General features: G+C 46.8%; 22 protein-coding genes. 13 read left to right on the top strand and 9 right to left on the bottom strand.

What is annotated here, in order from left to right; all coding sequences use genetic code 11:
* Nucleotides 1–22 precede the first annotated feature (22 nt).
* The 3 genes from HUB64_RS14370 (at nucleotide 23) to HUB64_RS23405 (ending at nucleotide 2,325) form a co-directional block, all read left to right on the top strand.
* Complete coding sequence (locus HUB64_RS14370) at nucleotides 23–910, top strand: hypothetical protein (RefSeq protein WP_173497254.1); 888 nt, start codon at nucleotides 23–25, stop codon at nucleotides 908–910.
* 29 nt (nucleotides 911–939) lie between these two features.
* A complete protein-coding gene (gene thyX / locus HUB64_RS14375) occupies nucleotides 940–1,713 on the top strand; it encodes an FAD-dependent thymidylate synthase (protein WP_173497255.1) in 774 nt (257 codons plus the stop codon).
* A 480-nt stretch (nucleotides 1,714–2,193) separates the two neighbouring features.
* The gene (locus HUB64_RS23405) at nucleotides 2,194–2,325 is read left to right on the top strand and encodes a hypothetical protein (protein WP_330147829.1); all 132 of its coding nucleotides are present in this window, start codon (nucleotides 2,194–2,196) and stop codon (nucleotides 2,323–2,325) included.
* A 61-nt stretch (nucleotides 2,326–2,386) separates the two neighbouring features.
* Here HUB64_RS23405 and HUB64_RS14380 read toward each other — a convergent pair whose 3' ends face one another.
* The 5 genes from HUB64_RS14380 to HUB64_RS14400 all read right to left on the bottom strand — a co-directional run bounded on the left by HUB64_RS14380 (nucleotide 2,387) and on the right by HUB64_RS14400 (nucleotide 7,424).
* On the bottom strand, nucleotides 2,387–3,751 hold the full coding sequence (locus HUB64_RS14380; protein WP_173497256.1) for a TrkH family potassium uptake protein: 1,365 nt from the start codon (nucleotides 3,749–3,751) through the stop codon (nucleotides 2,387–2,389).
* 1 nt (nucleotide 3,752) lies between these two features.
* Nucleotides 3,753–4,454 carry a TrkA family potassium uptake protein gene (locus tag HUB64_RS14385; protein WP_173497257.1) on the bottom strand — a complete coding sequence of 234 codons (702 nt, stop codon included), beginning with the start codon at nucleotides 4,452–4,454 and terminating at the stop codon, nucleotides 3,753–3,755.
* A gap of 32 nt (nucleotides 4,455–4,486) precedes the next feature.
* Entirely contained in the window at nucleotides 4,487–5,170 is a 684-nt protein-coding gene (locus HUB64_RS14390) for a response regulator transcription factor (RefSeq protein WP_173497258.1), read from the bottom strand.
* Entirely contained in the window at nucleotides 5,171–6,217 is a 1,047-nt protein-coding gene (locus tag HUB64_RS14395; RefSeq protein ID WP_113941211.1) for an ATP-binding protein, read from the bottom strand.
* Between the two features lie 283 nt (nucleotides 6,218–6,500).
* A complete protein-coding gene (locus tag HUB64_RS14400; RefSeq protein ID WP_173497259.1) occupies nucleotides 6,501–7,424 on the bottom strand; it encodes a pirin family protein in 924 nt (307 codons plus the stop codon).
* Between the two features lie 584 nt (nucleotides 7,425–8,008).
* Here HUB64_RS14400 and HUB64_RS14405 point away from each other — a divergent pair.
* The 6 genes from HUB64_RS14405 (at nucleotide 8,009) to mog (ending at nucleotide 14,184) form a co-directional block, all read left to right on the top strand.
* On the top strand, nucleotides 8,009–9,682 hold the full coding sequence (locus HUB64_RS14405; RefSeq protein WP_173497260.1) for a sensor histidine kinase: 1,674 nt from the start codon (nucleotides 8,009–8,011) through the stop codon (nucleotides 9,680–9,682).
* On the top strand, nucleotides 9,676–10,407 hold the full coding sequence (locus HUB64_RS14410) for a LytTR family DNA-binding domain-containing protein (RefSeq protein WP_173497261.1): 732 nt from the start codon (nucleotides 9,676–9,678) through the stop codon (nucleotides 10,405–10,407). The genes HUB64_RS14405 and HUB64_RS14410 overlap by 7 nt, the downstream gene beginning before the upstream one ends.
* A gap of 107 nt (nucleotides 10,408–10,514) precedes the next feature.
* Nucleotides 10,515–11,759: an MFS transporter gene (locus tag HUB64_RS14415; protein ID WP_173497262.1), complete on the top strand. Its 1,245-nt coding sequence runs from the start codon at nucleotides 10,515–10,517 to the stop codon at nucleotides 11,757–11,759.
* Between the two features lie 234 nt (nucleotides 11,760–11,993).
* Nucleotides 11,994–12,731 (top strand): sulfite exporter TauE/SafE family protein, encoded by a 738-nt coding sequence (locus HUB64_RS14420; protein WP_113941215.1) that lies wholly within the window; start codon nucleotides 11,994–11,996, stop codon nucleotides 12,729–12,731.
* Nucleotides 12,732–12,867: 136 nt separating this feature from the next.
* A complete protein-coding gene (locus tag HUB64_RS14425) occupies nucleotides 12,868–13,332 on the top strand; it encodes an NlpC/P60 family protein (RefSeq protein ID WP_105250911.1) in 465 nt (154 codons plus the stop codon).
* 318 nt (nucleotides 13,333–13,650) lie between these two features.
* Nucleotides 13,651–14,184, top strand: a complete 534-nt coding sequence (gene mog / locus HUB64_RS14430) for a molybdopterin adenylyltransferase (RefSeq protein ID WP_106648670.1) — start codon at nucleotides 13,651–13,653, stop codon at nucleotides 14,182–14,184.
* A gap of 73 nt (nucleotides 14,185–14,257) precedes the next feature.
* On the opposite strand, the gene HUB64_RS14435 is transcribed toward mog, so the two are convergent.
* The 4 genes from HUB64_RS14435 to HUB64_RS14450 form a co-directional block, all read right to left on the bottom strand.
* Nucleotides 14,258–14,506 carry a hypothetical protein gene (locus HUB64_RS14435; RefSeq protein ID WP_173497263.1) on the bottom strand — a complete coding sequence of 83 codons (249 nt, stop codon included), beginning with the start codon at nucleotides 14,504–14,506 and terminating at the stop codon, nucleotides 14,258–14,260.
* Nucleotides 14,507–14,601: 95 nt separating this feature from the next.
* Nucleotides 14,602–15,750, bottom strand: coding sequence for an ABC transporter permease (locus HUB64_RS14440; RefSeq protein WP_173497264.1), 1,149 nt, complete (start codon nucleotides 15,748–15,750; stop codon nucleotides 14,602–14,604).
* 82 nt (nucleotides 15,751–15,832) lie between these two features.
* The gene (locus HUB64_RS14445) at nucleotides 15,833–16,567 is read right to left on the bottom strand and encodes an ATP-binding cassette domain-containing protein (RefSeq protein WP_173242482.1); all 735 of its coding nucleotides are present in this window, start codon (nucleotides 16,565–16,567) and stop codon (nucleotides 15,833–15,835) included.
* A 3-nt stretch (nucleotides 16,568–16,570) separates the two neighbouring features.
* Nucleotides 16,571–18,211, bottom strand: coding sequence for an alpha/beta hydrolase (locus tag HUB64_RS14450; RefSeq protein ID WP_173242483.1), 1,641 nt, complete (start codon nucleotides 18,209–18,211; stop codon nucleotides 16,571–16,573).
* Between the two features lie 93 nt (nucleotides 18,212–18,304).
* On the opposite strand from HUB64_RS14450, the gene HUB64_RS14455 reads away from it, so the two are divergent.
* From HUB64_RS14455 to HUB64_RS14470, 4 genes are all read left to right on the top strand, one after another.
* A complete protein-coding gene (locus tag HUB64_RS14455) occupies nucleotides 18,305–18,676 on the top strand; it encodes a GntR family transcriptional regulator (RefSeq protein WP_173242485.1) in 372 nt (123 codons plus the stop codon).
* Between the two features lie 42 nt (nucleotides 18,677–18,718).
* Complete coding sequence (locus HUB64_RS14460) at nucleotides 18,719–19,582, top strand: ABC transporter ATP-binding protein (protein WP_173497265.1); 864 nt, start codon at nucleotides 18,719–18,721, stop codon at nucleotides 19,580–19,582.
* Nucleotides 19,579–20,895, top strand: a complete 1,317-nt coding sequence (locus HUB64_RS14465) for an ABC transporter permease (RefSeq protein ID WP_173242487.1) — start codon at nucleotides 19,579–19,581, stop codon at nucleotides 20,893–20,895. Before HUB64_RS14460 ends, HUB64_RS14465 begins: the two co-directional genes overlap by 4 nt.
* A gap of 192 nt (nucleotides 20,896–21,087) precedes the next feature.
* The gene (locus HUB64_RS14470; protein WP_173242490.1) at nucleotides 21,088–22,896 is read left to right on the top strand and encodes a long-chain fatty acid--CoA ligase; all 1,809 of its coding nucleotides are present in this window, start codon (nucleotides 21,088–21,090) and stop codon (nucleotides 22,894–22,896) included.
* The last annotated feature ends 45 nt before the right edge of the window (nucleotides 22,897–22,941 follow it).

Here is a 22,941-nt window from a genome sequence, read left to right on the forward strand (position 1 = left end):
CTGATTTGTTAGAAGGATTTATATGATATCAGGAATAACAATCAAGCAAATGATCGATAGTGGTGAGTTATTTCAACTACCCATCGGGGAAGAAAGGGAAAAGGTAAAAGCTCGTGTACAAAGCGCATCAATTGATTTAACTGCTAAATATTTTTATATCGCAAGCCAAAATAGAAATATCAGTATATCAACAGATTTAGACAAATTTGCCTTTGATTCTCATCATCTACAGCCTGGTGAGACGGTTATTATTAAGATCGCTGAAAAATTTAATATGCCAAAGCAAGTTGCTGGAACAGTATTCCCGCCCAATTCATTGTCGAGTAAGGGTTTGATTATGACAAACCCTGGTCATATAGATCCGGGTTTTAAAGGCTATATTTCAGTTTGTTTGGTTAATATGGGACGTAACGTAGTTATTCTTGATGGTAAGCATAAAGTTGCTACCTTGATTTTATCTGCATTAGACCATGAGACAGAGGGTTATGAGGGTTATGAGGGTTCTGAAAGTGTAGGAGTTTCAAAGCAACAAATTTCAAATATTGGAAATGATTTTGCTGGTTTAGATGAACGTATTCCTAAGATTGTTAATAAATCAGTAGGGAAGTCTGCATTTGTGGCTCTTGCTTTTGTTGCCGTCGTTATGACATTGATAGCTATTATAGCTCCTGAAATAACACAGTATAGAACTGAGCGAAAAGATATAGCACTAATAAGTAAAGATTTAATTTTTCCTTTACAAAAAGAGGTTTTTATTTTGAAAAGCCAGTTGCAGTCAAGCGAGGCTAACCTAAAAAGTATGAGGGAGCAGAATTCATTAGAACTTGCGAAACTTCGTCAGGAACTAGCGAACATGAGTACGTTTCATGGTAAGTCTTCAGACAATAGTTTAGCAATAAGTAATAAGTAACATTAAAATTATAAGTTAGAGGTTTAAAAATGATTCAAACTTCAGAGCTAAAAATCTTTGAGATTTCCAAACCAAATTTTAATGCTAGTGCTTTCGAAGAGTTCTTGCAACAAGAAGGATTTATATGGAATCGCTCGTCAGATAATGAAATTGAAGAGCTTGTTGAGGCTGCTGGAAGGGTTTGCTATATGTCATTTGGCGATGGGCGCCAGTCTCCGAGAGATAATTCCGAATATATTGCAAATTTAATAAAACAAGGTCATGAAAGCGTTCTGGAGCATGTTAACTGGACATTTGTTATTACAGGTGTGTCGAGGGGCTTTACACATCAGCTTGTCAGGCATCGTGTTGGATTTGCTTATAGTCAGCTTTCCCAGCAATATCATGATGAGTCAGAAGCAAGGTTTGTGGTGCCTCCTACAATAAAAAATAAGCCTGATTTGTATTGTTCATGGGTTAAGCAAGTAGAGTCCAGTTTGAATCTTTATAGAGATTTGCTTAGTCAGATAGATGAAAATGCCAAGAATCATCAATTTGATAAAAAAGAATCTTTGAGGGAACTTCGAACATCGGCGAGATCAGTCTTACCGAATTGTACGGAAACTAAAATTGTAGTTACGGTAAATGCTAGGGCCTTAAGGCATTTTTTCAAAATGAGGGGCGCACTTGATGGTGATTATGAAATGCGAAATGTTTCATCTGAGTTATACAAAATCGTATCCATCGAATCTCCTGCATTATTCCAAGATTTTAAATTAGTGGACTTGAAAGATGGGTCATCTAAGCTACTTCATACTAAATAATTGGATGACTTAAAGTCATTAAGCCTAGTATATTATCTGAGTTACCATCTTGTTTTTGCTACTTTATCTCTATAATGCCATTGATTTTAAATACTTTTAATAAGTTTCATTTGTCTATCAGCACTTGTCTTAATTTACTTGACCAATCGCCCGCTTGATTTCTGTCTAGCACAGTTTTTCACCCTTGGATTTGCGAGGAAGTAGGCGATCATCTGTGGGGCAAGGCTACCCATGAACATCATAGATTAAGAAGGTACTGCGATTAAATGGCGATAGCATTGCGCAAAGCGGCTGATTTTTAAGAATTAGTCAGTGGTTAACAAACTTATCAATGAGCTGAACTATATAGATGTCATGTATAGAAAACTTGGAAAACGATACGTGTTTTCTCCGTCATGTATAATTTTTGTGGAAAATTATACATATTGACTCTCTTAAGTATAAAAAAGAGCGAAATTTATCTATATAGACTCGTTTGCTTTGCTTACTACTGGCGCCACAAAATATTTAGAGCAACTGGTTGAGTGCGGATTTTTAACGAAACAAAAAGTGGGGCGCGCTAATTATTACATTAACGCCCCGCTGTGCCAGTTGTTGATCGCCCACAGCTAAGCTGAGTTGAACCAATAGCGGCACTGACTATTTTTCAGTGCCTGCCTTCCAACCAATCTCTTTAACCAATCGCTAGTTTGGTTTCTGCGTAGCGCAGTTTCTTGGTCCTTGGGCTGGCGAGGAAGTAGGCGAGTACGAGTGGGCCTAGGCGACCCATGAACATTATAAAAATGATGATGGCTTGGCCTAGAGTGGTTAAGTTGCCTGTCAAACCGCGGGACAAACCGACTGTGCCCAGTGCTGACACTGCCTCAAAGACGATATCAATTAACGGTGCGTTTTCACTTAATACCAGTGCGAAGATGGCTAGCCAAGTGACGCCAATGGAGATCATGGTTAGCGCCAAGGCTTTGCTGACAGTGTCTTTGGGGATCTCGCGCTTAAACACATAAATGGCTTCATCGCGGCGTAAGTAGCCATAAGTTGCCAAAATCAGCACCATAAAGGTGACCACCTTAATGCCACTGGCGGTGCTTAATGAGCCGCCGCCAATAAACATCAATACCAGCATGAGTAGCGTTGTACCATCTTCGAGTTGGTCAATTGCTAGTGTATTAAAACCTGCGGTGCGCGGTGTCACGGCTTGAAACCATGAGGCTAACCATTTCCCGAGTTCGCTTAAGGGCGCCAAGGTATTGGGGTTGTTGTACTCAATAAAGTAAATCGCAATCACGGCGACGGCGTTGATAATCATAGTGCCTGTGATCATCATGCGGCTGTAAACGCTAAGTTTTGACCAACGCTTGTTCCTACGAAGATCTATCCACACCGAAAATCCGAGGCCACCTATGATGAGCAGGCCTGTGATGGTGAGGTTAATGACAGGATCGGCAACATAGGGCATTAGGCTGTCGGCACTGAGGGCAAAACCTGCGTTGTTAAAGGCGCTGATGGTGTAGAAAAAACCGTGGAATAAGCTGGTTTGCCAACCAAGTTCCTGACTCCAGTACACGGAAAGAATGGCCATGCCTACGGCTTCAACCAGTAAGGAAAACACTAACACTGATTTTGCCGTTGACACTAGAGTCGATGTATCTGTTTGATTAAAAGCCTCTTTTGCGACTGTTTGGTGTAAAAAACCAATTCTACCGCCAATGGCGATCAAGGTGACAATGGCGAAGGTCATCAGCCCAAGTCCACCGCATTGGATTAACAGCGCTATGACGATTTGCCCAAAGGGCGTAAAGACAGTGCCAGTATCGACAACAACCAGCCCAGTTACTGTTACTGCCGAGGTGGCCGTGAACAGACTTTGTAGCCAAGTAACAGAAGATTCGGTTGCTATCGGCAGTTTGAGTAAGCAAGTGCCTAAGATGATCAACAATGCAAAGCTCACGCTTAGGATAAAGGGCGGTGCGCCTAACAACTTTTTACTCGATTTGGGTTTACGCTCAATCGCCATGATGGAGGGATGCCATTGAACCAAGTTACACCAACCTTGGCGCTAGGTATTTGAGCTCAGTACGGCTACCGCAGAGCAGTAAGGCGTCATTCGTTTGCAGGATAAATTGACTATCAATTTTGCTGAAAATCGTCAGATCCCGCTTAACCATAATGGCGGCGACTTTGCCTTTAGGATTGCGTATCACATTGCTTTTTGCATCATCTTTAACATCATCCTGTGCAGCGCCGAGTAGTTGGCTGACAGTAGTTTGATCAAGGTGAGGCTTGATATGGATTTCGACTACATAGAGACCATCACCAATCGGCAGGAAATTGTTCACCATAGGATAGTTGAGTGACTGGGCGACACGTATGCCCATTTCTTCCTCTGGATGTATGATGCGTGCGACGCCGAGTTTAGAGACGATAGTGTGATGGGCTTTAGTGCTGGCCTTGACCCAAATGACTTCTACTCCCAGATTTTTCAGTGCCAAGGTGCACAGCAAACTCGATTGCATATCTTCGCCAATTGCGACCAGTACGGCTTCACTGTTTGCGAGGTCTAGCTCACGTAGTGCGGCTTCGTCGGAACAATCACAAATAACCGCTTCGGTTAAGTCTTCTACGTATTTTTCCACCATTTTAGGGTCACTATCCACGCCAGTGACCGTGTGGCCTAAGTGGATCAATTCTAGGCTAGCGGCGACACCAAATCGCCCTAAGCCAATAACGGTAAAATGTGCCATTAAAATATCCTTTTCTAATTTATAACAGATGCTTATCTATTGTTTGTTAAGCGATAACCTAGGCCCGCTTCTGTCTTAATGAGCTGCTGCTCGCTGCTGTCATTGAGTTTTTTACGTAACTGACTGACTAAGATCCGCAGATAATGACTGTCTTCTTGATGGGTTTTACCCCAAATATCCCGCAGTAATTCAGTTTGTTTAATGAGCTGACCAGGGTGAGACATTAAGGTCTCCATCAGGGCGAATTCCTTTTTGGTTAAGGCGATTTCTTGTTGATCGAGCCAAAGCTGGTGGGTACTTTTTTGCAACTTAAGTGCGCCAAACTGCAGTAAATCACTTAATGGCGGTTCATCGACTAAGTCGCGGACTAAAACCTTGATGCGAGCGATTAACTCCCTGATCCCAAATGGCTTGCTGAGATAGTCATTGGCGCCAGCTTCCAAAAGACGAATTTTTTCTTCCTCTTGATCGCGGGCGGTTAAGATAAGCACGGGCACTTTGTCACTCTGACGTAGGGTTTGCAGCAAGCTGATGCCATCACCATCGGGTAGGCCAAGATCGAGCACTAACACGTGTGGCTGCTGTGTGTGATATTGCGCTAGGGCTGACGCAATCGAGGCCGCGCCATGATATTCGAATCCTTCCGCTTCTAACGATATCCGCATAAAAGTGTGGATTTGCGCTTCGTCATCGACAACCAGCACCTTATAAGCCATTTATTCCTCTCCCTTTTTTATCGGCAATGCGATACGAATAAGGCTGCCATGAGCGACAGGTTCGGCGCTGATCTGGCCACCATGGGCGGTAATTATGCCCTTAGCAACAGCAAGCCCAAGGCCCGAGCCGCTATCGGTTGAGGGATGTTGGCGATAAAAGAGCTCAAAAATTGCCTGCGCTTGAGCGGGTTCTATGCCAAGACCCTCATCTTGGATATCTAACAATAATGCATCGCCCTGCTGATACGCTTTTACTATGACTTGCTTATCAGAAGGCGAATAGCGCAGCGCATTATCCAATACATTAAAAATAGCTTGCTCAATCAATGAGCTGCATATCATCAGTGACGGTAGATCGGCGTCACTCTTGATGATAATGCGCGGCTGCGTGGCTGGAAAACGGGCAATAGCTTGGTGCAATACATTCATTATGGCGTCTTCACTCAAGCTAAACTTGAGTGCGCCGTGTTGTAACTTAGTGGCCTGTAATAGGTTTTCGATATATTGGTGCAGGCGATGGCTTTCGGCTGCTGCGCTATCAATCAGCTCATCCTTTTGGTCTGGACTGAGCTTAGGCATGTATTCCTTTAAGGTGGTGAGCGTGCCAATGATAGTGGCGAGTGGGGTGCGTAAATCATGGGAAACCGACAGCAAAATACTGTTGCGTAACTGAGCTTGTTCGAGAGCATCTTGCTGACGTCGATAGTGTTCGGCTAATTTGCTGGTGGTGAGGGCGACAAGCAGAAACACACTGAGATTGAGAATGTCCTCAAGATTAAACATCTGGAGTGAATAACGTGGTGTGGTAAATAGAAAATTAAAGCTGGTCGCCTCAAATACTGCTGCAAAATAGGCCAAGTTGGCGTTGCATTGTAGGGCTACGGCCACTACGGCCAATTGTAAAATTAGCAGTACGGCGATAGTCGAGTTTGAAAAGTGATCGATAAAGGCGCTGCTGAAAATGGCCGTCACTAGCACTATGAAGGTAAATAAAGTCGGGTGCGAACGCCAGTATTGTGTCATGGGAGCCGCTATGGATGAAGTCATGAATAGAAAGACGCATATAAAGAAAGTGCCTGTACTTTAGCAAAGGCATTTTAAGATAGCGCGTAAAAATGCCGTAAAATTTGTAACCTTGTGAGTGGCTTAGCTTGCACTTAGCTTAGGCAAATCGAGCTTGTTCACATCACACTTTGGGTAAATGATAAGGCTTACCGCATACACTCATGTTGTAAGCCTTAACCCTTGCGCAGGCCATTACGTATGTTGCCAAAGCGCTTATCCAACCACTAACCCTGAGTCATTGACCCGCCCGTCATTGATCTAAGCATCACCAAGGTATTGGCGGGGGCACTAAGCGTTTGCCACTATAGTCAGTAACGGCGGCGAAGCGGGGATCTTCGGCTTCCCAATCTGCCTGTGCTTTGACTATTTCATCTTTGCTATGGCCGACAAAGTTCCACCAAATGCTGACAGGATCAGCCAGTGGCGCGCCACCAATCAGCAGTATGCGACAACCCGCCTCGAGTTTTATGGTAATGGTTTCGCGTAGCATGCCAAGGTAGGCGAGGTGGTTATTATCAAAACTGTCATCCTCGATTTGGAAGCGGCCTTCCAGTGGCATGAGGGCATATTCGAAACTAGGGTCGAGATTCAGAGTGAGTTCAGCGTCATGGGCGGCAAACAGATCTATGGCAACGATAGGTGAGAAGTGTAATGTGGGCGCCTGTTTATGATGCCAACTGCCAATCAGTAGGGTGAATTCGACGCCTGACTCGTGCCAAGTCGGCAGCTCTGGGTAGTGATCGAATCTCGGAGTGGTATCTTTGTGTTCCAGTGGTAAGGCAATCCATAGTTGGGCTGCGTGCATAGTGTGATGGCCCGCTATCGACTCTTCGGTGTGGGCTATGCCGTGTCCGGCTGTCATCAGGTTAACTTGTTTTGGGCGGATCACTTGAGCACTGCCGAGGCTGTCCCTGTGCATGATTTCGCCTTCGAGCATCCAAGTAAAGGTTTGCAACCCAATGTGTGGATGTTGGCCGACGTTTAACTGCGGGCCGTCGGTGATTGGGCCAATATGGTCGAGAAAGCACCAAGGGCCGATAAGGCGGCGCTCTTTTTGGGGAATAGCCCGTGCGACAGGTATGCCGCCGACATCACTGATTTTAGGGGCTATCCGTTGAGCTTGAATGCGGCCATTTTCAATAGGACATTCCTTAGGGCCACCATAAAACTGTGCTTGTAGTTCACTCATGTTCGCTCCTTATTCCATTACTAGGGCATGCTCAGTTCAGTTTGGCTCGGTTCAGTGCTGCTAAGTGTGAACCTAGAATCTCGCATGGGGGTGATCTCATCTTGCATTCGAGCCGAAGGTTTTAGCTTCGGGTATTCCAGTCGATTTTGCAAATTGTGGCAGTGACCTGATAGAGGGCAACTGCACTTTTTAGTGGTTAACTTAACGTGTCTTAGGTTCTTCAAATTGTCCTTCGATACGCTTTGATAGCCTAATTCAAGTACGAATGTGTGACTGAGCCCGCGTGAATGGGACTTTTATCTGTCCTTTACTTTAGCAAGCCTGTATTTATGTGGGCATTAGCGTTTGATGTTTTACTCGAGCCTAAATACGAGTGTTTGACAAGTTTGGGGCTCGGTGATTTTTATCATCCATGTCTTACGTTGGATCTGCAAAATCGAGTCTATCTTTTATGGGAGCTTGTGTTGGCGGCAAAGCCTGTCTTCACCCTAATCCATTCAGCGTACAGGCTTAACACTCATAAATATATCATTGGTAAATATAACGTTGGGCTGTGATTCAGCGTGATAGATCAAGGAGAAAGCGTGCTCGAAAATCAAATGATGTTACTGGCGGTATTTGAACGGGCGGCCTTGATGCTGATGACCTTGTTCTTTTTAACTCGCACTCGACCGTTTCAGCGTTTATTCCAAAAGCGTAATCATACCCCCGCAGAGTTGGTTTCTGTGGCGGCGATATTTTGCTTATTTGCGGTATTTAGTACTTATACCGGCATTGAGGTTGAAGGCGCGTTGGTCAACGTGCGGATTATCGCGATTATTTCTGGCGGGATTCTATTTGGCCCTTGGGTTGGTATTCCTGCGGGCGTGCTGTCGGGGCTGCATAGATATCTTATTGATATGGATGGTGATACCTCTATTCCGTGTTTAATCGCTAGCATTATTGCCGGCCTTATGGCGACGTGGATTTATTACAAATGTCCCAAATCTAAGTTGTGGATTTATGGCATTGCGGCGGGCATGTTGTGCGAAACGCTGACCATGTTGTTGATTTGGTTGCTGACAGAGCCACACGAGGTGGGCGTTGAGATTGTGAGTCATATTGCCTATCCCATGATTGCGGGCACTGTGTGTATCGGACTGATTATCAAGCTAGTGCAGGACCTCGACGATGAGAAAGAGTTGATTGCCGCTAAGCAGGCTAAGCTCGCGCTGGATATTGCTAATAAAACCTTACCCTTTTTCCGCAAGATTGACCGCCATGCCTTAGAGCAAGTTTGCGCTGTGATCCGTAATGAAATCCATGCCGATGCCGTGGCGATTACCGATACTCGCGATGTATTAGCCTATATGGGCGTTGGTAAAGATTACTACGAGGTCGATGGTCACCAAGCGATTAGCGAAATGACTCAAAGGGCGATAGAGCAAGATAAAAGCATTATTAACAATGACTTACGTCAATATCATTTATCGGATTTTCATTCGGTCATCATAATCCCGCTGCGCGAAAACGGCACTGTGAGTGGTACGCTGAAGATTTACTATCGCAATACCTATCGTATCACTAGCTCGTTGCGGGAGATGGCGGTGGGCTTGTCGCAGTTGATTTCGACTCAGATGGAAGTGTCGCGTATTGAGCAACTGCAGGAGATGACCCGCAAGGCGGAGTTTACGGCGCTGCAGAGCAAGATTAACCCGCACTTTTTGTTTAATGCCCTCAATGCGATTTCTTCTTTGATCCGTATTCGGCCGCAGCAGGCGCGGGAGTTGATTGCTAATCTGGCCGATTATCTACGCTATAACCTAGCTAAAGGCGATGAGCTAATTGATATCCAAGAAGAAGTGAAACAAGTCCGTGATTATGTGGCGATTGAGCAGGCACGCTTTGGCGACAAGCTTGAAGTGATCTTCGATGTCGACGATGTGCATTTTTGTGTGCCTTGCCTCCTGTTGCAGCCGCTGGTGGAAAACGCCATTTTGCACGGCATTCAGCCGCGCAGTGCACCGGGCAGAGTGACCATAGAAGTGAAAAAACTCGATTCTGGCATTCGCGTCGCTGTGCGCGATACTGGCTATGGGATCCGCCAAGAGGTGATTGATGGCGTAGCTGCTGGCCGCGTAGAAAGCAGCAGTATCGGGCTGATGAATGTGCACCAGAGAGTGAAGTTATTGTACGGCGAAGGTTTGCAGCTTAAACGGCTCGAGCCGGGGACTGAAGTCAGTTTTTACTTACCGGAAAATGAGGCGCAAGTATGTTAAAAGCCATCATAGTTGAAGATGAATATCTTGCCCGTGAGGAGCTGGAGTATTTAGTGAAGAGCCACAGTGAGATAGACATAGTGGCTAGCTTCGAGGATGGCTTAGAGGCCTTTAAATATTTGCAGGATCACGAGGTCGATGTGGTGTTTTTGGATATCCAAATACCGTCCATCGATGGCCTCTTGTTGGCGAAGAATCTGCATAAATCGACCCATCCTCCCCATGTGGTGTTTGTGACTGCCTATAAAGAATTTGCAGTAGAAGCATTTGAGCTCGAAGCCTTCGATTATATTCTCAAGCCCTACAATGAACCGCGGATCATCAGCTTATTGCAGAAGATTGAACAGGTGGGACGACAAGCACCAAAGCCACAACATGAGGTCGCGAGTAACACCAGTCGAACCGTGAATTTAGTCAAAGGTGAGCGGATTATCGTCACGCCCTGCGAGCAAATTTATTATGCCGAGGCCGATGAAAAACTGACCTATGTCTACACCCGCACTGACCGTTATGTGATGCAGATGACCATCAGTGAGTTTGTGAGTCGTTTGCCTGCTGAAGGCTTTTTCCGCTGTCACCGTTCCTATTGCGTCAATATCAACAAGATCCGCGAAATCGTGCCTTGGTTCAATAGTACTTACCTGATTAGGTTGCATGATTTGTCGTTCGAGGTGCCCGTTAGCCGTAGTAATATTAAGGCTTTTCGACAGCTGATGAGGCTGTAATTGTCATTCATTCCTGCAGATCTGTATTTCATGCCTTAATTGATCGGCGCGAATCGCATCTCTCTTATAGTGGACTCAATTCCTGATCCCCTAAAGCGAGATGCATCATGACTAAAGAGATGAACCGTACTCGGTACCTGACCTTAGTTGGTACTATTATCACCCAGTTTGCACTCGGCTCAGTTTACACTTGGAGCCTGTTCAATGCGCAGTTGGCCGTTAAGCTCGACGAACCCGTCAGCCAAGTGGCATTTGTGTTTGGTTTGCTGAGTTTGTCTTTGGCCGTGGCATCTTCCATGGCGGGCAAATTACAGGAACGCTTTGGCGTACGTAATGTCACCTTAGGCGCAGGCCTGTTACTCGGCGTTGGATTCTTACTCACTGCCCAAGCCAGTAACTTGATGATGCTTTACCTGTGCGCAGGGATTTTAGTGGGCTTTGCCGATGGCACTGGCTACTTGATGACCTTGTCTAACTGCGTGAAGTGGTTCCCTGAACGCAAAGGGCTGATTTCGGCGTTAGCGATTGGCGCTTATGGTCTAGGTAGCCTCGGATTTAAATACATTAACGTGCTGTTACTCGAAAACACTGGCCTTGAAACCACCTTCCAACTGTGGGGCCTGATCGCCATGGCGTTGGTGTTATGTGGCGGTATGTTGATGAAAGATGCGCCTGCACAATCAGCCGCAAGTCAGCAAGCCGAAAGTCGCGACTTCACCCTCGCTGAAGCCATGCGTAAGCCGCAATACTGGATGCTGGCGCTGATGTTCCTGTCGGCCTGTATGAGTGGTTTGTATGTGATTGGTGTGGCTAAAGATATCGGCGAGAAGATGGTCGACTTGCCTGTACTGGTCGCCGCCAATGCTGTTGCTGTGATTGCTATGGCGAACCTCAGTGGTCGTTTAGTGCTGGGTATTCTGTCGGACAAAATCCCCCGCATTCGGGTTATTTCACTGGCGCAGATCATCACTTTAGTCGGTATGGTGTTACTGTTGTTCATTCCTTTGAATGCTAACCTGTTCTTCGTTGCGGTTGCCTGCGTTGCCTTTAGTTTTGGCGGTACTATCACTGTTTATCCATCATTGGTGAGCGACTTCTTCGGCCTGAATAACCTGACTAAAAACTATGGCGTTATCTACTTAGGTTTCGGTATCGGCAGTATTATCGGTTCGATTGTCGCCTCGTTATTTGGTGGGTTTATTGCAACCTTTAACGTGATTTTAGTGCTACTGGTGGTGGCGTTAGTCATGTCATTAACCATTCGTATGCCAGAGCCCAAAACCCCTGCGTCAGCTAAGAAAGCGACTAAGAGTACGCCTCGCTTAGTGAATATGACGGCCGAATCTGCATAGGCGTAAGCTAAGCTTTTCCTCTTTAGCTAAAAGCTAACATAAAAAATCCGCAGCCAAATGGCTGCGGATTTTTTACTTTTTATCCCGTGTTTTATGGGCGAGGTTGTTATTCATTTAAGGCTCGCTGACTTATCTATGTGATTGCACTTTTGATGTTAGCTCTGTGCTGCCTCTTTTTTATCACACCAACAACAGGTAACTTGATAACCTTAAAGCGTTATTCAGGATGTGTTGATGTTAACGGACCCTCTTTTTTGGTTGGTGGCGATACCCGCAGTATTGATTACTGGGATTTCTAAATCCGGTTTTGCGGGTGGCGTGGGCGGGTTAACTGTCCCGCTATTGGCGCTGGCCATTAGCCCTGCTACAGCGGCGGCAGTCATGTTACCACTGCTGATTTATATGGATTTTTTAAGTGTTCGTTCCTGGTGGGGGCAACATAATCCGCGTCATTTATGGATCCTCTTACCCGCGGCGATTGTGGGAATTTTTATCGCTTATCTGTTGTTCGATCGATTAAACGAAGATTACTTACGGGTGATTCTAGGCTGTGTGTCCTTAGGTTTTGGTTTGTATGGTTTGATCCTTGGGGATAAAACTCAAGCATCACCTTCACCTCTGGTTGGGCGCTTGTGTGGCTTAACCGCCGGATTTACGAGTTTTGTTGCCCATGCGGGCGGGCCGCCACTCAACGCTTATTTGTTGCCGTTGCGCTTAGCCAAGGCAGAGTTTTTAGCCACTGCCGTGGTGTTTTTTGCGGTGGTGAATCTGGTTAAACTTGTTCCTTACAGTTTGCTTGGGCAGATCAACCAAGAGAATATTATCGTTTCTCTGTTATTGGTGCCGCTGGCATGGTTAGGGGTAAAGTTAGGTTTGTTCATTCAAGATAAAATTGACGATAGGTTATTTAAACGCATCATCTTGATTTTAATGGTGCTGGTGGGTGTGCGTTTATTGTGGACGGCGTTATAGTTTTAAGCTTTAGGTTATATTAGTCTGCTAGAGTGCGCGGGTGTTGGGGCGTTTTGATCCCCAGCCGCCCTGAATTTACCTGATAAAAACTCAAAATTACGTTACTGTGAAATCTGCCTGCAATGAGTTTGAAGCTATGAAACGATTATTGATAGTTATCTTAGCCTTAGGCCTTGGCGCTTGTGCTAGCGCGCCAGAACCTAAGCCTGTGGTAAAGCAAGTTGAACCCGCCACGGTTTGGAATGATAGCAATATCTCCGAACTGCATTCTGAATGGCGCGGAGTGCCCTATCGTTTAGGTGGTGGCACTAAGCGTGGCATAGATTGCTCGGCTTTTGTGTCTGTCGCCTATCAGAAGATGTTGGGTATGACTTTACCGCGCACAGTCGAAGAGCAACAAGCCTTAGGTAAACCCGTGCCGAGAAATCAACTGCGCAAGGGTGACTTGGTATTTTTCAAGACGGGCTGGAGCACACACCATGTCGGCATTTATGTAGGAGGCGATAATTTTCTCCACGTTTCCACTAGCCAAGGGGTGAAGATTTCGAGCCTGCATAACAGTTATTGGGCGTCTAAGTATTGGAATGCACGGCGGATTTAACCCTTTGATCGTTTTTATCTTTTGAATGGCTCAACTTGCAGTGTGAGTGCCTGAGCTAATCTCCCTTTATGGCATGTTTTTATCGGCCCAATGCTGCTTTGCTTTGGGGAAGGCGTTTGTCATCAATGAACAATTTTTAAATTCCGAGTGTCTAAACGGTGTTGCGCGAACTTCATCATGTTTTAGTCGCCCCCTTTTCCGAGCATTTATGCTATTTTAGCTGCGGCTTAAGGTCGAAGCTGTCGCGGCTTCTTCCATGCTTGATGTCGACAATTTTCACTTCGGCATGTTTCATTTCAACATCATTGGGGATTTCCTATGAGCAAAGCAAAAATCGGTATTGTTACGGTCAGCGATCGCGCCAGCGCGGGAATTTATGAAGATATCTCAGGCAAGGCGATTATCGACACGCTCAATGACTATCTCACCAGCGAGTGGGAGCCGATTTATCAAGTGATCCCCGATGAGCAGGATGTGATTGAAGCGACGCTGATCAAGATGGCCGACGAGCAGGATTGCTGCTTGATTGTCACTACCGGCGGCACTGGCCCAGCGAAACGCGATGTCACCCCAGAAGCGACAGAAGCCGTCTGCGATCGCATGATGCCAGGCTTCGGTGAGTTGATGCGCGCCGAGTCATTAAAATTTGTGCCTACCGCCATTTTGTCTCGTCAAACCGCAGGGTTACGTGGCGATTCATTGATTGTGAATTTGCCCGGCAAACCAAAATCGATTCGCGAATGTTTAGATGCCGTGTTTCCCGCCATTCCTTACTGTATCGATTTGATGGAAGGCCCGTATTTAGAGTGCAATGAGTCGGTTATCAAACCATTCAGGCCTAAGGCTAAGTAAGCTTCTATCTAGCTTGTAAAAACAATAAAGCCACTGAAAACTCAGTGGCTTTATTGTTTTGTTCGCTTAGGGGTCATAACTGATTAATCTGTTGCTTTAGCTCGTACTCTGGCTCTGTCACTATTTTTTCAAGCACTTGTACTCGCTCAATTAGTGTTTGGTTTTGTAGGCTGAGTTGAGTCACTTTGTCCTCAAGGTGGCTATTGTCTGCGGTGCCCACTCCAAGTTGGCGCGCCTTTAGATAGTGTTTAAACATTTCAGTGGCGCTGAGGCCAATAATGAAGCTGACCATAATCACCATTAAGATAAATTCGTTTTCCATAACAAACTCCCGTAGCTATTGAGGTTTTCAACTTGGGAGCGACCTAGTTATCGCTCCTCAAGTTTGTCGTCCCCAAGTTTATCAATTGAAGCGCCCTATAAACCGAAGATCACTTTTTCACTCTTGAGCGACCTTTCCATGCCAAAGGCGAGCAATACCGCAATGGCGAGTGTGCCTAAGGTCGAAACCAGTAACTGCAGCATGGGCAAGTCTTTACCTTTGATAAAGTCCATTAATGCCTGTTGCTGACCCGAGACGGGCAACCACTGCAGCATATCTGGCGCTATGTTGTAACTGGCGGCCATCGACAGGGCTAAGGGCACAAACAGCACCATAGTCAGATAGGACTGAGCTTCCTTAAAGGTTTTCGCCATAAAAGACACAAAAAGTTGCAGACAAGCGGCCATTAACGCGACGGGGATGCCGACCACTAACATCAGCAGCATAAATTCTGTGGTGATGTTGACGCTAAAGCCTAATTCCTGCCATGGCACGAAGGCGTAGGCGATTTTAGACACCAGCAAGATCAGCACTAAACCGAGCAGAGCGAACAAGCTCACCGCAATAATTTTTGACAGTACTAATTGGCGAGTGGTCAGCGGATGGCTCAATAGCAGGGCCAAGGAGTTACGTTCGCGCTCACCGGCACTGGTGTCGATAGCTAGGTTCATCCCCGAGATAAATACCGAGTAGATCATAGTGAAAATGGCGATACCTAAGATCATTCCACCCTTAGAGTCTGTGGTGGCTTTGTCTTGCACATTCACCTTGAGTGGCTGAACCACGCGCGGGTCGATACCGCGGGCAATTAAACGTAAACTGCCCATTTCAGCGCTGTAGGCCTGCAGTTGTTTCTCGAGTCTGCGAATCGAGTTCTGCAGTTTCTCCTCAGAGTTATCGGCCACGATAGTGATCTCAGCGCTTTTGCCTTGGTTCATTTGCGCGGCATAGTCGGTGTTGATGATCAGTTCTATTGCTTTAAGGTCTTTGGCGTCAGAGCCATCGGCTGCGCCTTGAGTGATGCCTTTATTCGATAAAAATCTTACTAAATCCGGTGCTTTATCGGGATTTTTAATGGTGATTTTCAAATCATCGGGGCTGGTTAGCTGGCCAATTAACACCATAAATAGGCCGCACATGATCAACGGTGTTCCTATGGCGTAGTACAGACCCGCCATCACAGAGCGCTTATCGCGGGCGGCATCGATGAGTTCTTTACGAACCATAGCCATTATTTTATTCATGCTGTCATTCCCTTATCCATGATCTTATCTATCTGAGCTTGTATATCATTGATGCTGCCTGCATTCTTGTTAGTTTGAGTCATCATGCCGCTATCCCTTCATCCGTGCCGATAAGTTGAATAAAGGCTTCTTCGAGCGAGTCTTTGCCTGTTTGAATGCAAAGCTCTGTTGGGCTACCAATGGCGACGACTCTGCCTTGGGCCATGACGATCACTTGGTCACACAGCGCGGCGACTTCTTGCATTACATGGCTAGAGAACAGCACGCAATGTCCTTGATTTTTAAGATCGATAAGGATGTCACGCAGTAGGCGAGTGCTCATCACATCCAGCCCACGGGTCGGCTCGTCGAGGATAATATTGCTCGGGCTGTGGACGATTGCCTGTGCGAGGGCGGTTTTCATTCTTTGTCCTTGGGAAAAGCCTTTGCAGCGGCGATCGCTAATGTCTTCGAGGCGCAATTTCGCAATCACTTGGCTGGTGGCCTCCTTGGCCTCCTTGGGTGATAAGCCGCTTAGCTCGGCAAAATAGCGAATGTATTCCCGTGGTGTTAAGCGTTCATACAGACCAAAAGGGTCGGGGAATAGCCCGAGTTGCTGCTTAGCGCCAATAGGGTCGATGGCGACATCTATGCCTTCGATTTCAGCCTTGCCGTTATCGGGTTTTAGCAGGCCAAAAATCGTGCGTAAACAGGTCGTTTTACCTGCCCCGTTCGGGCCGAGTAATCCTGTGATTTGGCCGTTTTGTGCGACGAAACTTAAGTCATTCAGCGCCTGCACGTCACCGATGCGCTTGGAAAGATGGGATACTTTAATCATGGCTTATTCCTTAGCTCCAGTGCTGGCGTGATCATCTGTTGTCGTGGTTTTTGTGCTGGTCGCATTAAGCGGTTCCACCGAGCTGGCATTTAAATAAAAGCTGCGGCGCACATCTTTGTTCAAACATTCGCCGTCGAGATCGTTGACTGAGCCCGAGCGGACGAGATCGGCAATCAGGTTATTGGCGCAGGATTGATAGGCCACACCGTGGGTCGCATAAGGAGCGACAAAGTGCTTGGCATTAGTGAGTTTTTCCATGGCTAACTCGCCCCAGCTTGGTGGGGTGGCGGGGTCGATTTCGCCGGATAACAACAAGGTCGGAATGTTACTGTTAATGGGCTCGCTAAAGCTGTTATCGACTGCAGGGACTTTCCATATTGAACAAGTCGCCTCTAAGCCTTCGAGCATGGTTCTGCCCATAAAGGATTTTTTGGCCTGTTCGCGCATGGTTGGGGTAATGCGGTGCATATCTTCGCCACAGACCACAGATGCGTGCATGCCCATCGCCATGCCGGCATTGTCTAGGGTGAGGGCATAGAGGCCGAGTATAGGTTGGAAGTTGTTTTTCGATGCTTGATGAATCGCATGTGGCAAGAGGGCGCGCACATTGGCTTGATACAGCGCCATGCGGATCGAACCAGAGAATTTACCGCGCGTCATGGTCAACATGGTTTTTTCGCCCGTGACGGGATCGTAAACGTTTTCCATCACAGGGCCAGTGGCGAGCTTAGCGTCGACTCGCTCAAAGTCTGCCTTTAACTGGGGAAATTGGCTGTTACAGGCGGCGGTTGCTTGGCAATCCTTAAATAATAAGTCGAAGCCACGATCAATCGCCGAGCCAATTTCTAATACGCTTTGCTGCATGGGCACTATGCCGTCTAAGGTCACTGTGGCTAAGTGCTCTGGATATAAACGCATGTAAAGTTGCGCCATGCGAGTGCCGTAGGAGATGCCGTAAATATGCAGTTTTTTATAGCCTAAGTGCGCTCGCACGGCTTCGAAGTCTTTAATCGCATTGAGGCTGCCATATTGAGTCACGTCGGCATCAATTTTGGCTAAGCATTTTTGCGTTTCGGCTAAGGTATCGACATTATCGTCATCGAAGGATAGCGGAGATTGAGCCCCTTCATCGCAGGCCAGCACATTCGAACGGCCAGTGCCCCTTTGATCAATCAGTAAAATATCCCGCTGTTGGCGGACTTTGCTCAGCATGGCATCGAAACCTGCCGCGTTCTCTATGGCCGATTGTCCTGGGCCGCCTGCAATCGCCAGCAAGGCTTCTTCATGGTTGGCATTTTTCACCGCAGGCAAAACAACGTAATGCACTTGGATCTGTTTGCCATCGGGTTTGTTAGGGTTTTCTGGCACAGTCACAAAACCGCAGTTTAGACGATCGGAAACGCCTTCCACATAACAAGTTTCGTTGTCATTCGCCATGTTCCTAGCTATATCAGCCGTCGCTTGTGTCTCTTGGCTTTTCACATCACTCGCCCACGTCGCCGTACTTGCCATTGCCAGTATGAGTGCGCTCATTCTCAAAGTACGCGCGCGCCATGTGGCATTAGTCGTGCCATGCCGTGGCTGAGTTGGCACAAGGCGTTGAACTGTGTTGCTTAACTTCCTGTGTGTCATGCTATATATCATGCGCGCTTTCCTTTTTGCATTTCAGGACGAGTGTGTTAATTTAAATACCAGTGTATCGGTGTATCAATGTATTAATACAGTGTGTAAAGGCTAATGTTAGAACTTTTAAATGTCAACCCCAGCAGTGGTGAACCCATTTACAAACAATTACACGAACAAGTCGTGCGTTTAATTGTGGGCGGTCAACTGCAAGTGGAAGACGTATTACCTTCAGTGCGCCAGATTGCCGAGCATTTAGCGGTAAATCCCATGACAGTTTCCCGCGCCATTCAACAGCTGGTTGACCAAGGTTGGCTCGAACGTCGCCGCGGCCAAGCGACAAAAGTTGCCTTGCGAACTGAGACTATGGCATCGGGTATTAGTCTGCTCGAACCCCAGATCTATGCTCTGTTGTCGCAGGCAAAGCAGTTAGGTGTCAGCTTGCCCGAGTTGCTGCAACGGCTAAATGAGCGCTGGCAAGATTAGAAAGTAATGTACCGATAAATAGAATAAAAAGGATGAAATTCGATGGACCCAAAGCGCACGCCAATACTTGAATTTAACCGAGTGAATAAAGTCTTTCGCGGTAAAGGCGCGGGCGAAAAGTGGGCGCTTAAGGATTTATCGTTAACTTTGTCGGCGGGTATGGTGGTGGGGTTATTGGGGCAAAATGGGGCGGGTAAATCGACCCTAATGCGCTGTGCCTTGGGTGTGCTCACACCGGATTCTGGCAGTATTGTTACTTTAGGCGAAACGCCCGAAAACTTAACCTCAAAGGCAAAGGAGCGTTTAGGTTATGTACCGCAGCAACCTTTTGGTTATGAAGGTTTTACTATTGAACGCGCCCTCGATTTACACCGCAGCTTTTATCCCAATTGGGACATGCAATTAGAGCAAGATTGGTTGGTACGTTTCGAGTTAGATGTGACCCAACAGGTGCAGCGTTTATCGGTTGGGCAAAGGCAATCATTAGCGTTAATTATGGCGATGGCCTATCGCCCTGAGTTGTTAATCCTTGATGAGCCCGTTGCCAGCCTCGACCCTATAGTCCGGCGCAAGTTTATGGTCGATTTGTTCGATCTTGCCCTCGAATCTGGATCTGCAGTGCTGTTTTCATCCCATATCACCTCTGATTTAGAGCGAGTTGCCAGCCATGTGGCATTGATTAAACAGGGTGAGTTAGTGCTGTTTAAGGAAATCGATGCCCTGCGTGAAGAAGTGCGTTTGTTAACACTCGCGCCCGAAACTGTTTTGCCCGAGTCAATTACAGTGCTGAGCCGTGTTGGCGATTCGGTGCTGGTGGATTTAGGTGAGCACAGCGCGTCAATATCATGTGTGTTAAAGAATGAAGCTTTAAACTTGGAGCAACTGTTTATGGAGCTACACAGATGAGTGTGGCGCACCATAAGCAGATACAAGTCGCGAAGGGCAAAAGAACGAGCCAGCGAATGAATCCTTTCAAGGGCATGCTGCGCTTTTGGTGTTTTGATATCGGCAGTGTGAGCTTTTTAGGTACGGCTATACTGGGGGTGATCTTAGCTTGTATCGCCGCGGTTTATGGTAAAAATGACAGTGCTGAACTGTTGTTTTCTATGGGGATTATCTCAAGCTCGGCGGCGGTTGCATGGCAACTCATACGTCTGATGGCGAATGAATGCGCACAGTTAATTCCCCATTATCGTCGCCATATCTACATTCAAAGTGTCACTGTTTTAGCTAGCGTTTTTGGCATAGGTGTCTTGTTCTGTTGGGCTTTAGGTTTGACGGCTAGCCTAGCGAGCTTAGTGCTGGCTTTGGTGATGAGTTTAACTTTTATTTGGCTTTGTTTACTCAGTACTCAGTGGTTTTATGCTTCGTTTTTACTTTTTGTCTTAATGCCGTTTATCCCATTGATTGCAGAGCACATTCCCCTTTGGCTAAGTGCTATTGCCCTGCTGATTTTAGGTATGCTGATTGCGCGTGCATGCGGTGTTTTACCTTGGCGCGCTGAGGCGAGGACGGTATATCTCAATGGTCTCGAAATGGGGTGGTTTTGGCTGCCGAATCTGCAATCGATGCGTATCTTGAGTCGCTTCGAGCGTTATTTGCATCCCACCAATTTTTTTATCGGCCCTATGCTCACCATTCTATTGTTATTACTGCCTATATTAGCCTTAGTGCTTGGGCTGTTGTCGCATCAATTTCATTTGAATATCCCTGTATTATTGTTTTTGGCGCAGTTCAGTGTGATTAGTTGTTCGCTGGTGCATTGGAGCCGAGTGCAACGCTCGCGCTCGACAGAAACCTTATTGTTGATGCCAGGGTTTGATGGTCGAAAAGGACTCATAGCGGCATTTTGCCTTGGACAGCAAAGACTCCTGAATGTGGTCGTCGGCATTATGCTGGCGTGTAGTTTGCTGTTGGGCTGGCTCAATGGTGATCTGAATATGCAGTTAGTGGGTCATCTCGTGTTGAGTACTTACTGGGCCTGCGCCTTGACGTTAGGTTTTGGCTGTATGTGTCGCCGAGTTTTGCATATCACGCTCACTATGATGGTCGTCGCGGGGCATTCCCTGTGGGTGTCCATCAGCCTTACGTCTTTAAGTGATGGCGGCAATTTAACTAATTGGTTGTTATGGGATCTACTCTTAATACTGCTTGGGCAAGCGGTGCTGATTTGGGGCAAGAAAACCCTCTGGAAGGGCGATGTTATGAGGGCATGTTGACGTTTCGAGATTAAATTTTGTTCGCTCTGGCAAGTAAGTGAAACTAAGAGTGGTACGTCGCTAAAGGCTATTTACAGCGTGATTTGGGCGACATTTGCACAACATTAGAGCAAAAACTCTTAGTTTTTATTTGGCCTTCAGGTAGAATGCTGCAAAAGCGGTACACTTGTAAGCTAAAAAGGTGAGTCTCTTATGTCTCTCGATCAATATCATGTTATTCGACTACTACAGCAGCAGAGCGAGTCTTTAAAAGACGCAGTAGCGCTGGAAGGTTTTGAAATGGCCGCTCCTTGGTATCAGGTGAGTTGGCAAGCCTTCGACCAAATCAGCAGTAAAATTGCACAAGTGTTGATCGAACTTGGCGTACAAGTGCAAGACCGTTGCGTTATTCTGGCGCAAAACTGCCCGCAGTGGACTTGTGCCGATGTCGGCACTCTCAAAACTCGCGCCGTTGTGGTGCCAATTTATCCCACCAGTACCGTCGAACAGGCGAGCTTTATCGTAAACGACGCCACCGCTAAAGTGATTTTTGTTGACGATGCTAAGCAATACGCCATGGCGTGTGAGTTGCAAGCCTTATGCCCAAGCCTAGAGCATGTGATTGTATTCGATGCCAGCGTGACACTCGCTGCCGATAAGGCCAATCAGCATTGGCATCTAGATACCCTACTGGCGGGTGACACTCAGTTAAACATTGAGCAAGAAGCCGAGCTTAATCAGCGTTTACACGCTGCAAATCTTGATGATTTACTGACCTTAATTTATACCTCCGGCACGACGGGCGATCCTAAGGGCGTGATGCTGGATTACCGTAATATGGCGTCTACCATACGCCAGCACGATCAAAAACTGGCCTTCCATTCTGGCGATGTGTCTTTGGCATTTTTGCCCTTGAGCCATGTGTTTGAGCGCAGTTGGAGTTTCTACGTCTTGTGCCGTGGCGGCCATAACGTCTATCTGCAAAATACCCAAAGAGTGAAAGAGGCGATTAGCGCCGTGCGTCCACATACCTTGTGTGTGGTGCCGCGTTTCCTCGAAAAAGTGTATAGCGCCGTACAAGATAAAGTTGCCAAATCAGCCGACGGTCGTAAGAAGTTGTTTGCATGGGCGATGCGCGTTGGCCAACGTCAGTTCGAAGTCGGCCAAGGTCGTGCTAAGGGCGGATTGTGGTTGTCGCTGCAATGGCGTTTGGCGCACAAGCTGGTGTATAGCAAGCTGCAAGCCGTGCTCGGTGGCCGTTTGAAGTTTATGCCTTGCGGTGGCGCAGCCTTAGATGTGAATGTCGGTAGTTTCTTCCATGCGATTAATATTCCAGTACTTTGTGGGTACGGTATGACAGAAACTAACGCGACTGTGACCTGCAATACCTTAGGTAATCGAGTGCCGGGTTCCAATGGACAACCTTTGCTGGAAACCGAAATTAAGCTAGGTAAGGACGATGAGATTTTAGTCCGCGGCGCGACTGTGATGCGGGGCTATTACAATCGTCCTGAAGATACCGCCGCTGCGTTTGAAGATGGTTGGTTAAAAACCGGTGATGCAGGGCGTTTCGATGCGAACGGCAATTTATTTATTACCGATCGTATTAAAGAATTGATGAAGACCTCCAACGGTAAATATATCGCGCCGCAAAGGGTTGAGGGCGCCGTTGGCTGTTGTCCTTTTATCGAGCAAGTGGCGATTATTGCCGATGCGCGTAATTATGTGACCGCTTTGATTGTGCCAGCGTTTGAGTCACTGGAAGCGTGGGCGAAGGACAAAGGGCTGAAGTATGAGTCACCTTTAGAATTGCTGCGCCATAGTCATGTGGTTGAGCATTTTGAGCAACGCTTAAAGCAGTTACAGCATGAGTTGGCCGGTTTTGAACAGATTAAAAAGTTCACTCTGTTGCCTGAAGCGTTTTCGATGGAAGCGGGTTTAATCACCCCAACGCTCAAGCTGCGCCGCAAGATGATTTACCATAAATATGCCCATGAAATAAATGCTATGTACAACAACTAATTGTTAACTTGTTGTTGCTAAAGGCCGCAGAAGCGGCCTTTTTTT

This window comes from Shewanella sp. ISTPL2 (assembly GCF_013283205.1).
GTDB classification, from domain to species: domain Bacteria; phylum Pseudomonadota; class Gammaproteobacteria; order Enterobacterales; family Shewanellaceae; genus Shewanella; species Shewanella oncorhynchi.